This window comes from Paracoccus versutus (assembly GCF_000763885.1).
Classification (GTDB): Bacteria; Pseudomonadota; Alphaproteobacteria; order Rhodobacterales; family Rhodobacteraceae; genus Paracoccus; species Paracoccus versutus.
The window spans coordinates 19,603-32,121 of sequence record NZ_JRKO01000031.1; the positions used below are offsets into that span (position 1 = coordinate 19,603).

A 12,519-nucleotide genomic window follows, 5' to 3' on the forward strand; every position below is an offset into this window, starting at 1 on the left:
GCCCCGGTCCAGAGGATCGGGGCCTTTCTTTTGCGCCGCCGGCGATCACACGCCGGAATAGAGCCCTTCGTAGATCGGGCCCAGCGTGTCCACCTCGAACAGCGAGCTGACCGAGGTGCCGTTCCAGATGTTCAGGATCGCCTGGGCGAACATCGGCGCCGTCGGCACGATGCGGATGTTCGAGGCGGATTTCACCTTGTCGCTCGGCTCGATCGAATCGGTGATGACCAGCGATTTCATCACCGAGGCCTGCACCCGCTCGACCGCGGGGCCGGACAGGACGCCATGGGTGATATAGGCATGCACCTCGGTCGCGCCGTGTTCGGTCAGCACCTGCGCCGCCTTGCACAGCGTGCCGGCGGTGTCGCAGATGTCGTCGACGATGATGCAGGTCTTGCCGGTCACGTCGCCGATCACCGTCATCTCGGCCACCTCGCCCGGCTTTTCGCGGCGCTTGTCCACGATGGCCAGCGGCGCGCCGATGCGCTGCGCCAGTTCCCGCGCCCGCGCCACCCCGCCCACGTCGGGCGAGATCACCATCAGGTCCGACAGCCGCTCGCGGAAGTGATGCTTGATGTCCAGCGCAAAGACCGGCGCGGCATAAAGGTTGTCCACCGGGATGTCGAAGAAGCCCTGGATCTGCGCCGCATGCAGGTCCAGCGTCAGCACCCGGTCCACGCCCGCCTCGGTCAGCAGGTTCGCGACCAGCTTGGCGCTGATCGGCGTGCGGGCCTTGGCGCGGCGATCCTGGCGCGCATAGCCGAAATAGGGGATGACCGCGGTGATGCGCGCCGCCGAGGACCGCTTCAGCGCATCGGTCATGATCAGCAGTTCCATCAGGTTGTCATTGGCCGGGTTCGAGGTCGGCTGGATGATGAACATGTCCTCGCCGCGGACGTTCTCATAAACCTCGACGAAGATTTCCTGGTCGTTGAAACGCTCGACCCGCGCCTCGACGGGGGCGACGTTCATCCCGCGATGCATCGACATGCGCCGGGCAATAGCATTGGCCAGAGGCCGGTTCGCATTTCCCGCGATGAGCTTGGGTTCGGTCATGGCCGGCATGGGCTTTCCCTGTCTGGATTCGTGCGATTGCACCCCGCTTAGCACCGGGCTAGCCTGCCCGCAAACCCCGAGGACGAAACCATGGCGCATATCGACTATTACTTCGGCACACCCAGCCCCTGGAGCTATCTTGCCGGCAACCGGCTGGAGGAAATCGCCGCCCGCCATGGGGCGACGATCCGCTACAAGCCCGTCGATCTGCTGCAACTTTTCGACCGCACCGGCGGGGTGCGCCCCGCGAACCGCCACCCCTCGCGCATGGAATACCGCGCGCAGGAACTGCGCCGCTGGTCCCAGCACCTGGGCATGGCGCTGAACCCGAAACCCGCCTTCTGGCCGGTGAATCCGGCACCCTCCTCCTATGCCATCATCGCCGCGCAAGAAGCGGGCGGCGGCGACCTGGCCGGGCTGGTGCAGGGCTTTCTGCGTGCCGTCTGGGCCGAGGACGCCGACATCGCCGACGACGCGGTGATCCGCCGGACGCTGGCTGCGGCGGGCTTCGACCCGGACCTGGCCGACAAGGGCCTGTTCGTCGGCGCCGAGACCTTCGGCCGCAACCTGGAACAGGCGGTCGAGGCCGGGGCCTTTGGCGCGCCCTTCTATATCGTGCGCGAGACGGGCGAGCGGTTCTGGGGCCAGGACCGGCTGGATTTCCTCGACCGGCACCTGGCAAGCCTGTGAGCGCGCTGCACCTGAGGCGCTGGCCGGGCAACGAGGATCGCCCGGCCCTGGCGCTGCATTGCATGATGGGCAACGCGGTCTATTGGGGGCCGATCGCCGAGGCGCTGCGCGACCGGGTGCGGATCAGCGCGCCGGACCTGCCGGGCCATGGGCAAAGCCCCGACTGGCCGGGCGGCACGCCGGATTATCACACCGCCGTCACCCGCGCGGCCGCGGCGCTGATCGACCGGCCGCTGGACCTGATCGGCCACAGCATGGGCGCGACCGTGGCGCTGCGCATCGCCGTCGCCGCGCCCGAGGCCTTGCGCAGCCTGACCCTGATCGAGCCTGTGCTGTTCGCCGCCGCACCCGAGGCGCAGAACGACGCGCTGATGAAGGATGTCGCAGCCCGGCTCGCCGCCGGGGAGGATGCCGAGGCGGCGCGCGCCTTTCTTGGCATCTGGGGCGGGATCGACTGGGATTCGCAGACCGCCGCGGGCAAGGCCCGCCTGGCGCGGCAGATCCACCTGGTCCAGGCCAGCAACCAGGCGCTGCGCCAGGACAGCGCCAATATCCTGCGGCCCGAGGGGCTGGAGGCCATCGACGCGCCGGTGCTGATCGTCATGGGCGAGGATTCGCCCGCCGTGATCCCGGCCATCGCCGATGCGCTGGCGGCGCGGCTGCCCGATGTCGCGCGCGCCCGCGTTCCCGGCGCCGGCCATATGCTGCCGATCACCCATCCGCGGCAGGTGGCCGAGCTGATCGGGCTGAACCTGGACCGCGCCTGACCGGGTTCAGTCCAGGTTCCAGTCGTCCTCGTGCCGCAAGGGGCCGATGGCCATCCAGCTGGCGCGCACGCGGGCAACGCGGGTATCGCCCCAGGTGCTGAACTGCAGCTCGAACCCCTCGGCGGTGATGTTCACCGCCTGGATGTCGGCGCGCTGGTTGGCATTGCCGTCCACGTCCCACATGCTCAGCGAGACATGCACCACGGGCGGCTCAACGAAGCGTTCGTCGAAGCGCACGGAACGCAGCTCGACCCGCGGCCCCTGCCCTGTCCACATCGGCCCGCCGCTCTCGAAGGCCGAGAACATCTCGGTCGAGCCATTGGCGACACCGACGGCGAAATATCCGAAACGTCGCACCCCTTACCCCTCCCCCGTGCCATGAAAAAACGATGGCACAAGTAGATAAAGCCCCGGAAAACCGGGGCTTACCATAGTTTTCATCAATTCCCGGTCAGTGCGGGAAATTCGCCTGGTTCGGGTCAAGCCCGATATGCGTGCCAAGCGCCTCCATGTCGGCCAGAAGCTTGACCGCCGCGGCGACCAATTCCTCGCCGGCGGTTTCGCGTTCCTTGGCGACTTCGACGCGACGACGGGCCTGGGCCATCATCTCGTTGAAGACCGCCTGCGTCATCTCGGCGCGGGGATGCCCGCGTTCGGCAAGCAGGGTGACGGAGTCGTTGTTGATCTCGGCGAAGCCGCCGGTCACTGCGAATTCCGTCGCGGACCCGTCCCCCGCCACCACGGTCACCAGACCGGGGCGCAGGTTGACGATGGCCGGCGCATGGCCGGGCATCGCCGTCAGGTCGCCATCGGCGCCGGGCAGGCGCACCTCGCGCACCGGGACGGAAACCAGGTTCCGTTCCGGCGAGACGAGGTCGAACTGCATCGTGTCGGCCATGTCGCCCCCTTACGCCGCGTCAGCGGCGAGACGCTGAGCCTTGGCTTTCACTTCCTCGATGCCGCCGACCATGTAGAAGGCCGCTTCCGGCAGGTGATCGTATTCGCCGGCCACGACCGCCTTGAACGAGGCGATGGTATCCTCCAGCGGCACCTGCACCCCGTCCGAGCCGGTGAAGACCTTGGCCACGTCGAAGGGTTGGGACAGGAAACGCTGGATCTTCCGGGCGCGGGCCACGGTCAGCTTGTCCTCTTCCGACAGTTCGTCCATGCCGAGAATGGCGATGATGTCCTGCAGCGATTTGTATTTCTGCAGGATCCCCTGGACGTCGCGGGCGACCTGGTAATGCTCTTCGCCGACGATCGCCGGATCGAGGATCCGCGAGTTCGAGTCGAGCGGGTCCACGGCCGGATAGATGCCCAGTTCCGAGATCGCGCGCGACAGAACGGTCGTGGCGTCCAGGTGGGCAAAGGTCGTGGCCGGCGCCGGGTCGGTCAGGTCGTCGGCCGGAACATAGACGGCCTGGATCGAGGTGATCGAGCCGTTCTTGGTCGAGGTGATGCGTTCCTGCATCGCGCCCATGTCCGTGGCCAGCGTCGGCTGGTAGCCCACGGCCGAGGGGATGCGGCCCAGAAGCGCCGACACTTCCGAACCCGCCTGGGTGAAGCGGAAGATGTTGTCGACGAAGAACAGAACGTCGGTGCCGGTCGCGTCGCGGAACTGCTCGGCCAGGGTCAGGCCGGTCAGCGCCACGCGCATCCGCGCCCCCGGAGGCTCGTTCATCTGGCCGTAGACCAGCGCCACCTGCGATTCCGCCAAGTTGTCCGGCTTGATGACGCCCGATTCCACCATCTCGTGATAGAGGTCGTTGCCTTCGCGGGTCCGCTCGCCGACGCCGGCGAACACCGAATAGCCCGAGTGAACCTTGGCGATGTTGTTGATCAGTTCCATGATCAGAACCGTCTTGCCCACGCCGGCGCCGCCGAACAGGCCGATCTTGCCGCCCTTGGAATAGGGGGCCAGCAGGTCGATGACCTTGATGCCCGTCACCAGGATCTCGGACGCGGTCGCCTGGGCGGCGAAGTCCGGGGCCGGCTGGTGGATGGCGCGCTTGTCCGTGGCGACCAGCGGCTCGCCTTCGTCCACCGGCTCGCCGACGACGTTCAGGATGCGGCCGAGCGTCACGTCGCCGACCGGAACCATGATCGGGCCGCCGGTGTCACGCACCGGCAGGCCGCGGACCAGACCTTCGGTCGCGTCCATGGCGATGGTGCGGACGGTGTTCTCGCCCAGGTGCTGGGCTACTTCCAGCACCAGGCGCTTGCCGTTGTTCTCGGTTTCCAGAGCGTTCAGAATCGCAGGAAGCTGGCCGTCGAACTGCACGTCGACGACGGCGCCGATCACCTGCGTGATTTTTCCATTGGCCTCTGCCATGTCTCTACCTCTACGTGTCAGAGCGCCTCTGCGCCCGAGATGATTTCAATCAGTTCCTTGGTGATCGCGGCCTGACGCGAACGGTTGTATTCCGTCGTCAGCCTGTCGATCATGTCGCCGGCGTTGCGCGTGGCGTTGTCCATGGCGGTCATCCGCGCGCCCTGTTCGGACGCGGCATTCTCCAGCAGCGCCGCAAAGACCTGCGTCGCGACCGAGCGCGGCAGAAGGTCGTTCAGGATCGCGCTTTCATCCGGCTCGTAATCGTAGAGCGCCGAGGCCGCGGCCTCGCCCTCCTCGACCACGGCGGGGATGATCTGCCTTGCGGTCGGAACCTGGCTGATCACCGTTTCGAAGCGGTTGTAGAACAGCGTCGCCACGTCGAACTCGCCGGCGTCGAAGCGGTCGAGGATCTCGTCCGCGATCTGGCGCGCGTTCTCGTAGCCGATGCGCTTGACCTCGCTCATGTCGACGTGATGGACGAAGAGGTCGCTGTATTCGCGCTTCAGCTGCTCGCGGCCCTTCTTGCCGACGGTCAGGATCGACACCTGCTTGCCCTGCGCCAGCAACTCTTGCAGGCGCTGGCGGGCGAGCTTGACGATGGACGAGTTGAACCCGCCCGCAAGCCCGCGCTCCGAGGTCATCACCACCAGCAGGTGGCGGCGGTCTTCGCCGGTCCCTGCCAGCAGCCGCGGCGCCATGTCCGAGCCCGCCGCCGCAGCGGTCAGCCCGGCCATCACCGAGGCCATCCGGTCGGCATAGGGACGCGCAGCCTCCGCCGCTTCCTGCGCGCGGCGCAGTTTCGCGGCGGCGACCATCTGCATCGCCTTGGTGATCTTGCGCGTGTTCTTGACGCTGCCGATCCGGTTCTTGAGATCCTTGAGGCTGGGCATCTATCCCTCCTCTCAGGCGTAGGTCTTGGCGTAGCCGTCCAGCGCTGCCTTGATCGCATCCTCAAGCTCGCCCGCCACCTTGCGGTCGTTCCTGGTCATGTCCTCAAGCAGATCGGCCTTCTGGTTGCGCAGATACTGGATCAGCCCCTGCTCCCATTTGGTCACGTCGCGGACCGGGATGCCGTCTAGGTAGCCCTTGGTGCCGGCATAGATGACGATGACGATCTCGGCATTGGTCAGCGGCGAATATTGCGGCTGCTTCATCAGCTCGGTCAGGCGCGCGCCGCGGTTCAGCAGCTTCTGCGTCGCCGCGTCAAGGTCCGAGCCGAACTGCGCGAAGGCCGCCATCTCGCGATACTGCGCCAGCTCCAGCTTGACCGGGCCTGCGACCGACTTCATCGCCTTGGTCTGGGCGGCCGAGCCCACGCGCGACACCGAAAGGCCGGTGTTCACGGCCGGGCGGATGCCCTGGAAGAACAGTTCGGTTTCCAGGAAGATCTGGCCGTCGGTGATCGAGATCACGTTGGTCGGGATATAGGCCGACACGTCGCCCGCCTGGGTCTCGATGATCGGCAGCGCGGTCAGCGAGCCGGCACCGTTGGCCTCGTTCAGCTTGGCCGAACGCTCCAGCAGGCGCGAGTGCAGGTAGAACACGTCGCCCGGATAGGCTTCGCGCCCCGGCGGACGGCGCAGCAGCAGCGACATCTGGCGATAGGCCACGGCCTGCTTGGACAGGTCGTCATAGATGATCAGCGCATCCATGCCGTTGTCGCGGAAATATTCGCCCATGGCGGTCGCCGAATAGGGCGCGAGATACTGCATCGGCGCCGGGTCCGAGGCGGTCGCGGCCACGACGGTGGTGTAGGCCATGGCGCCGGTCTCTTCCAGCTTCTTCACCAGCTGGGCCACGGTCGAGCGCTTCTGGCCGACGGCGACATAGATGCAGTGCAGGGTCTTCATGCCATCGGCCTCGCGGCCGTTGTAGTTCGCCTGGTTCAGGATGGTGTCCAGCGCGATGGCGGTCTTGCCGGTCTGGCGGTCGCCGATGATCAGCTCGCGCTGGCCGCGGCCGACCGGGATCATGGCGTCCACCGACTTCAGGCCGGTCGCCATCGGCTCGTGCACCGATTTGCGCGGCATGATGCCGGGAGCCTTGACGTCGGCGACGCGGCGCTCGGAGGCGTTCAGCGGGCCCTTGCCGTCGATCGGGTTGCCCAGCGCGTCCACGACGCGGCCCAGCAGTTCCTTGCCGGCGGGGACTTCCACGATGGCGCCGGTGCGCTTGACGGTGTCGCCTTCCTTGATGTCGCGGTCGTCGCCGAAGATCACGACGCCGACGTTGTCGGTTTCAAGGTTCAGCACCATGCCGCGGATGCCGCCGGGGAACTCGACCATCTCGCCGGCCTGAACCTTGTCCAGGCCATAGACGCGGGCGATGCCGTCACCGACGGACAGCACCTGCCCGACCTCGGCCACCTCGGCGTCCTGACCGAAATTCTTGATCTGATCCTTGAGGATGGCCGAGATTTCGGCTGCCTGGATTCCCATTATCCGACCTCTTTCATAGCATTCTGGAGGGAGGCGAGCTTCGAGCGGATCGAGCTGTCGATCATCTGCGAGCCCAGTTTGACGATCATGCCGCCGATGAGGCTTTCATCGACACGCGCGTTCAGTTTCACCTTCTTGCCCGATTTCGCGGCCAGCGTATCCGCAAGGCGGGCCTTCTGTTCGTCCGTCAGCGCCTGGGCGCTGACCACGTCGGCGGTGACTTCGCCCTTCGCATCGGCGATCAGGCTGCGCAGCTTGGCCAGCAGCTGCGGCAGCGCGAACAGCCGGCGGTTGCGGGCCATCAGGCGCAGCGTGTTGGCCAGTTCGGGCGAAAGCCCCATGCGGCCGGCAAGCGCGCCGATCGCAGTTTCCTGCTGCTGGCGGTCGTAGAGGGGCGAGAGGGTCAGATCGCGCAGATCCTGGCTGGCGTCATAGGCCGAGGCCAGATCGTCGATCTGGGCGGACAGGGCGTCGATGCCGCCCGAGTCCCTGACCAGATCGAACAGGGCCTGCGCGTAACGCCCGGCGATATCAGCGGAAATCGAAGCGGAATTGGCCACGGTCATCCTTCCGGTTAGCGCAAGCTCCGCAGGCGGGCCGGCGGGCGGGCCGGTCTGTCGCGGAGCGCGGGTCAAGGGCAGGCCCTGGCACAATACGGCTGGAGCCTTCCCGAAATCTGCGGCGTCTCTAGCAGGTGATTTTCCCTGCCGCAACCGCCTTGAACACGGAAAAATGAGCGTTTGCGGCCCTTGGCCGAGGACAGCCTGCGACCGATTGCGCAAACAGCCCGCCCCTCCGGCCGCTCGCGCGTGCGCAGAGCCGCGACGCGGTGCCGGCAGACGCGCGGCAGCCGGGGGGATTCGCCCGCCCGCCCGCTCAGCCCGAGCCCCGCGCCGTGCGCCCGGCGCCCTGCCCCGCCGGCCGCGGCCGGGCGATGCCTCCCAGCACGTCGAGCGGGCTGGGCACGCTGACGCGCCGCCCCGGCCCGACCGGGGCCTGCACCTGCTTGCTGAACTCGGTCAGCACCACGCCCGCGACCAGGACCTGGCTGATGCGCAGGCCGGCGCGTTCCCACATCTGCGCGCTCTTCAGCCAGAACCGCCGGTCCGAGGGCGGGATGTAGAGCGCGGCCCCCGTGCGCTCGGTCACGAAGCCGGCCTCGCGGGCCTGCACCTCCAGCTGCCCCGCGGTATAGCTGCGCCCGAAGCCGAAGGGCGTCGTCTCGGACCGCGCCCACAGCCCGGCGCGGTTCGGCACCATCACCAGCAGCCGCCCGCCCGGACCCAGCACGCGCCAGGCCTCGTCCAGCAGGACGAAGGGATGGTCCGCCGTCTCCAGCGCATGCAGCAGCACCAGCCGGTCCACGCTGCCGGTATCCAGCGGCCAGGCCGTCTCCTCGCACAGGACCGAGCAATTGGGCAGTCCGGCCGGCCAGGCCATCACCCCCTGCGGCCCCGGCATCAGCGAGACGACCCGCCGCGCCCGCCCCAGCCAGGGCCGAAGCAGCGGCGCGGCAAAGCCATAGCCGGCCACGGTCATGCCCTGCACCTGCTCGGTCGGCCACAGCCCGGTCAGCCGGTCGCGCAGCACCCGCTGCACCACCCGGCCCAGGGGGCGGTTGTAATAGAATTTCCGCAGCTCATAGACGTCGTGATGCATTGCGCCTCCCGCCTCGCGAGGCCAGACTGCGGCAAAGAGAGGAGTTTGCCAATGCCGCTGGAACTGGTCCCCGTCCGCTGCCTGACCGACAACTATGCCTGGCTCTTGCATGGCAACGGCCGGACCGCGCTGGTCGATGCGCCCGAGGCCGCGCCCATCCTGGCGGAACTGGCGGCGCGCGGCTGGTCGCTGGACCAGATCGCGCTGACCCACCACCATGCCGACCACATCCAGGCGGTGCCCGAACTGGTCGCGCAGACCGGCGCCGCGGTGATCGGCAATGCCGAGGATGCCGCCCGGCTGCCGCCGCTGGACCAGGCCGTGCGGCCCGGCGAACGCTTCGCGCTTTGCGGCGAGGAGGCCGAGGTGATCGACGTCTCGGGCCATACCGTCGGCCATGTCGCCTTCCACCTGCCCGGCTCGGCCATGGTCTTTACCGCCGACAGCCTGATGGCGCTCGGCTGCGGCCGGCTGTTCGAGGGCGATGCCGCGATGATGTGGGCCAGCCTCTCGCGCCTGAACGCCCTGCCGGCGGAAACGCTGGTCTGCTCGGGACATGACTATTGCCGCGGCAACGGCGCCTTCGCCCTGTCGGTCGATCCCGGCAATGCGGCGCTGCGCGAAAGGCTGGCCGAAACTGCGGCCGGCGCCCGGCCCTGCGCCCCCTCGACCCTGGCCGAGGAACGGGCGACCAACCCCTTCCTGCGGGTCGCGGAACTGGCGGATTCCCTTGGCCTTGCCGGCGCACCAGAGGCCACGGTCTTTGCCGAGCTGCGCGCCAGGAAGGATCGGTTCTGAGGTGTTTTCGCAACGCAGCAAGGACAAAGGGCCGGAACCGGCCCCCTGTCCCGCCATGGCGTTCGCCCAGGGCGACATGCTTGAAATTCGGCCAGGGGAACATCACATCTGCCTCAACCACGGGAAATTCGGCAGGGGCGGACGCAAATACCGCTTGAACTGCGCCGCAATCCACCAAATCTTAACTGTATCGTGACAGTCTGGTCAGGTGGACCGCTAAATCTGGCGGCCCATACCGCCAGCCGACTGACAGGAGCTTGAAGTGCCGTCCTTTTCGACCTCGCTGGAACAGGCCATCCATGCCGCGCTTGCGCTGGCCAACGAACATCGCCATGAGCTTGCCACGCTTGAACACCTCCTGCTCGCGCTGACGGAAGAACCCGATGCCGTGAAGGTGATGCGGGCATGCAATGTCGATCTGGACGAGTTGCGCCGCATGCTGGTCGAGTTCATTGAGGACGACCTTTCGACCCTCATCACCGATGTCGAGGGTTCCGAGGCCGTCCCCACCGCCGCCTTCCAGCGCGTGATCCAGCGCGCCGCGATCCATGTGCAAAGCTCGGGCCGGACCGAGGTGACGGGGGCGAACGTCCTTGTCGCCATCTTCGCCGAGCGCGAATCCAACGCCGCCTTCTTCCTGCAAGAGCTGGACATGACGCGCTACGACGCGGTGAATTTCATCGCCCATGGCGTCGCCAAGAACCCCTCCTTCTCGGAAAACCGCCCGGTCCAGGGCGCCGAGCAGCAGGCCGAGCAGGCCCAGGCCGAAACCGCCCAGCCCAAGGACGAATCGGCGCTGGCGAAATATTGCGTCGACCTGAACAAGAAGGCCGCCAAGGGCGACGTCGATCCGCTGATCGGCCGCGCCGACGAGGTCGAGCGCTGCATCCAGGTGCTGTGCCGGCGTCGCAAGAACAACCCGCTGCTGGTCGGCGATCCCGGCGTCGGCAAGACCGCCATCGCCGAGGGGCTGGCGCTCAAGATCACCCGCGGCGAGACGCCGGACGTGCTGGCCGGCTCGACCATCTTCTCGCTCGACATGGGGGCGCTGCTGGCTGGCACCCGCTATCGCGGCGATTTCGAGGAACGGCTGAAGGCCGTCGTCAAGGAACTCGAGGACCATCCCGACGCCATCCTCTTCATCGACGAGATCCATACGGTGATCGGCGCCGGCGCCACCTCGGGCGGCGCCATGGACGCCTCGAACCTGCTCAAGCCGGCGCTGGCCGGCGGCAAGCTGCGCTGCATGGGCTCGACCACCTACAAGGAGTTCCGCCAGCATTTCGAAAAGGACCGCGCGCTGTCGCGCCGCTTCCAGAAGATCGACGTGAACGAGCCGACCGTGCCCGACACGATCAAGATCCTGATGGGGCTGAAGCCCAGCTTCGAAAAGCACCACGACCTGCGCTATACCAATGACGCGATCAAGATGGCGGTCGAGCTTTCGGCGCGCTACATCCACGACCGCAAGCTGCCCGACAAGGCCATCGACGTGATCGACGAGGCCGGCGCGGCGCAGCACCTGGTCGCGGAAAGCAAGCGCCGCAAGACCATCGGCCCCAAGGAGATCGAGGCGGTGGTGGCCAAGATCGCCCGCATCCCGCCCAAAAGCGTCTCCAAGGACGATGCGGCGGTGCTGAAGGATCTGGACGCGACGCTCAAGCGGCTGGTCTTCGGCCAGGACGCGGCGATCGAGGCGCTGTCCTCGGCGATCAAGCTGGCGCGGGCGGGCCTGCGCGAACCCGAAAAGCCGATCGGCAACTATCTCTTCGCCGGCCCCACCGGCGTCGGCAAGACCGAGGTGGCCAAGCAGCTCGCCTCGACGTTGGGGGTGGAGCTACTGCGCTTCGACATGTCGGAATACATGGAAAAGCACGCGGTCAGCCGGCTGATCGGCGCACCTCCGGGCTATGTCGGCTTCGACCAGGGCGGGCTTCTGACCGACGGGGTGGACCAGCATCCGCATTGCGTGCTGCTGCTCGACGAGATCGAAAAGGCGCACCCGGATGTCTACAACATCCTGCTGCAGGTCATGGACCACGGCAAGCTCACCGACCATAACGGCCGGCAGGTGGATTTCCGCAACGTGATCCTGATCATGACCTCGAATGCGGGCGCGGCGGACCAGGCCAAGGCCGCCTTCGGCTTCGGCCGCGAACGCCGCGAGGGCGAGGATACCGCCGCCATCGAGCGCACCTTCACGCCCGAGTTCCGCAACCGGCTGGATGCGGTCATCAGCTTCGCGCCGCTCTCGCGCGAGGTGATCGTGCAGGTGGTCGAGAAATTCGTCCTCCAGCTCGAGGCCCAGCTGATCGACCGCGGCGTCCATATCGAACTGAGCCCCGAGGCCGCCGACTGGCTGGCCGAACGCGGCTATGACGAAAAGATGGGCGCGCGCCCCCTGGGCCGGGTGATCCAGGAATCGATCAAGAAGCCCCTGGCCGAGGAACTGCTGTTCGGCCGCCTGACCAAGGGCGGCGTGGTCCGGGTGCGGATCGAGGACGACAAGCCCGTCTTCGACATCACCGGCCCCGAGACGCCCAGGATCAGCAACTCCAAGCCGCCGCTGCTGACGGCGGACTGATCGCCGATCCCGGAAAGACAAAGGCGGCGCACCCCTCGCGCCGCCTTTCCTCTGCGTCGCAAGTCCTCTGCGTCGCAGGGGCCGCCCGGCTTTTCTTCCGTGTGGAAATATCCCGGGGGTCCGGGGGCAGCGCCCCCGGCGTGGCCGCGCCGTTCGGCCGCACCCTATCCTCCGCCAGGCCCGATCCCAACCGCC

General features: G+C 67.3%; 12 protein-coding genes. 4 read left to right on the forward strand and 8 right to left on the reverse strand.

Translation table 11 applies throughout. The features are described 5' to 3' along the window. Positions 1–45 precede the first annotated feature (45 nt). Positions 46–1,065, reverse strand: a complete 1,020-nt coding sequence (locus tag IT40_RS14845; protein WP_036756670.1) for a ribose-phosphate pyrophosphokinase — start codon at positions 1,063–1,065, stop codon at positions 46–48. A gap of 81 nt (positions 1,066–1,146) precedes the next feature. Here IT40_RS14845 and IT40_RS14850 point away from each other — a divergent pair, with 81 nt between their 5' ends. Further along, entirely contained in the window at positions 1,147–1,746 is a 600-nt protein-coding gene (locus IT40_RS14850) for a 2-hydroxychromene-2-carboxylate isomerase (protein ID WP_036756673.1), read from the forward strand. Next, positions 1,743–2,513, forward strand: a complete 771-nt coding sequence (locus tag IT40_RS14855; protein ID WP_036756676.1) for an alpha/beta fold hydrolase — start codon at positions 1,743–1,745, stop codon at positions 2,511–2,513. The genes IT40_RS14850 and IT40_RS14855 overlap by 4 nt, the downstream gene beginning before the upstream one ends. 6 nt (positions 2,514–2,519) lie before the next feature. On the opposite strand, the gene IT40_RS14860 is transcribed toward IT40_RS14855, so the two are convergent. From IT40_RS14860 to IT40_RS14890, 7 genes are all read right to left on the reverse strand, one after another. After that, complete coding sequence (locus IT40_RS14860; protein WP_036756679.1) at positions 2,520–2,870, reverse strand: H-type lectin domain-containing protein; 351 nt, start codon at positions 2,868–2,870, stop codon at positions 2,520–2,522. Between the two features lie 94 nt (positions 2,871–2,964). Beyond that, the gene (locus tag IT40_RS14865) at positions 2,965–3,411 is read right to left on the reverse strand and encodes a F0F1 ATP synthase subunit epsilon (RefSeq protein WP_036756682.1); all 447 of its coding nucleotides are present in this window, start codon (positions 3,409–3,411) and stop codon (positions 2,965–2,967) included. A gap of 9 nt (positions 3,412–3,420) precedes the next feature. Further along, on the reverse strand, positions 3,421–4,845 hold the full coding sequence (gene atpD, locus IT40_RS14870; RefSeq protein ID WP_036756685.1) for a F0F1 ATP synthase subunit beta: 1,425 nt from the start codon (positions 4,843–4,845) through the stop codon (positions 3,421–3,423). Positions 4,846–4,862: 17 nt separating this feature from the next. Further along, entirely contained in the window at positions 4,863–5,735 is an 873-nt protein-coding gene (locus IT40_RS14875; protein WP_036756686.1) for a F0F1 ATP synthase subunit gamma, read from the reverse strand. Between the two features lie 12 nt (positions 5,736–5,747). Then, the gene (gene atpA, locus IT40_RS14880; RefSeq protein ID WP_036756687.1) at positions 5,748–7,283 is read right to left on the reverse strand and encodes a F0F1 ATP synthase subunit alpha; all 1,536 of its coding nucleotides are present in this window, start codon (positions 7,281–7,283) and stop codon (positions 5,748–5,750) included. Next, a complete protein-coding gene (locus IT40_RS14885; RefSeq protein WP_036756688.1) occupies positions 7,283–7,849 on the reverse strand; it encodes a F0F1 ATP synthase subunit delta in 567 nt (188 codons plus the stop codon). The genes atpA and IT40_RS14885 overlap by 1 nt, the downstream gene beginning before the upstream one ends. A gap of 310 nt (positions 7,850–8,159) precedes the next feature. Continuing rightward, positions 8,160–8,942: a methyltransferase domain-containing protein gene (locus IT40_RS14890; protein WP_036756690.1), complete on the reverse strand. Its 783-nt coding sequence runs from the start codon at positions 8,940–8,942 to the stop codon at positions 8,160–8,162. A 51-nt stretch (positions 8,943–8,993) separates the two neighbouring features. On the opposite strand from IT40_RS14890, the gene gloB reads away from it, so the two are divergent. Together gloB and clpA are read left to right on the forward strand one after the other, a co-directional pair. Then, entirely contained in the window at positions 8,994–9,740 is a 747-nt protein-coding gene (gene gloB / locus IT40_RS14895) for a hydroxyacylglutathione hydrolase (protein WP_036756692.1), read from the forward strand. A 262-nt stretch (positions 9,741–10,002) separates the two neighbouring features. After that, on the forward strand, positions 10,003–12,324 hold the full coding sequence (clpA, locus tag IT40_RS14900; protein ID WP_036756693.1) for an ATP-dependent Clp protease ATP-binding subunit ClpA: 2,322 nt from the start codon (positions 10,003–10,005) through the stop codon (positions 12,322–12,324). The last annotated feature ends 195 nt before the right edge of the window (positions 12,325–12,519 follow it).

Coding starts and splice junctions, on each gene's coding strand:
- gloB (WP_036756692.1), top strand. CDS start 8,994: ATGCCGCTGGAACTGGTCCCCGTCCGCTGCCTGACCGACAACTATGCC.
- IT40_RS14850 (WP_036756673.1), top strand. CDS start 1,147: ATGGCGCATATCGACTATTACTTCGGCACACCCAGCCCCTGGAGCTAT.
- atpD (WP_036756685.1), bottom strand. CDS start 4,845: ATGGCAGAGGCCAATGGAAAAATCACGCAGGTGATCGGCGCCGTCGTC.
- IT40_RS14885 (WP_036756688.1), bottom strand. CDS start 7,849: ATGACCGTGGCCAATTCCGCTTCGATTTCCGCTGATATCGCCGGGCGT.
- IT40_RS14865 (WP_036756682.1), bottom strand. CDS start 3,411: ATGGCCGACACGATGCAGTTCGACCTCGTCTCGCCGGAACGGAACCTG.
- IT40_RS14845 (WP_036756670.1), bottom strand. CDS start 1,065: ATGCCGGCCATGACCGAACCCAAGCTCATCGCGGGAAATGCGAACCGG.
- IT40_RS14890 (WP_036756690.1), bottom strand. CDS start 8,942: ATGCATCACGACGTCTATGAGCTGCGGAAATTCTATTACAACCGCCCC.
- IT40_RS14875 (WP_036756686.1), bottom strand. CDS start 5,735: ATGCCCAGCCTCAAGGATCTCAAGAACCGGATCGGCAGCGTCAAGAAC.
- atpA (WP_036756687.1), bottom strand. CDS start 7,283: ATGGGAATCCAGGCAGCCGAAATCTCGGCCATCCTCAAGGATCAGATC.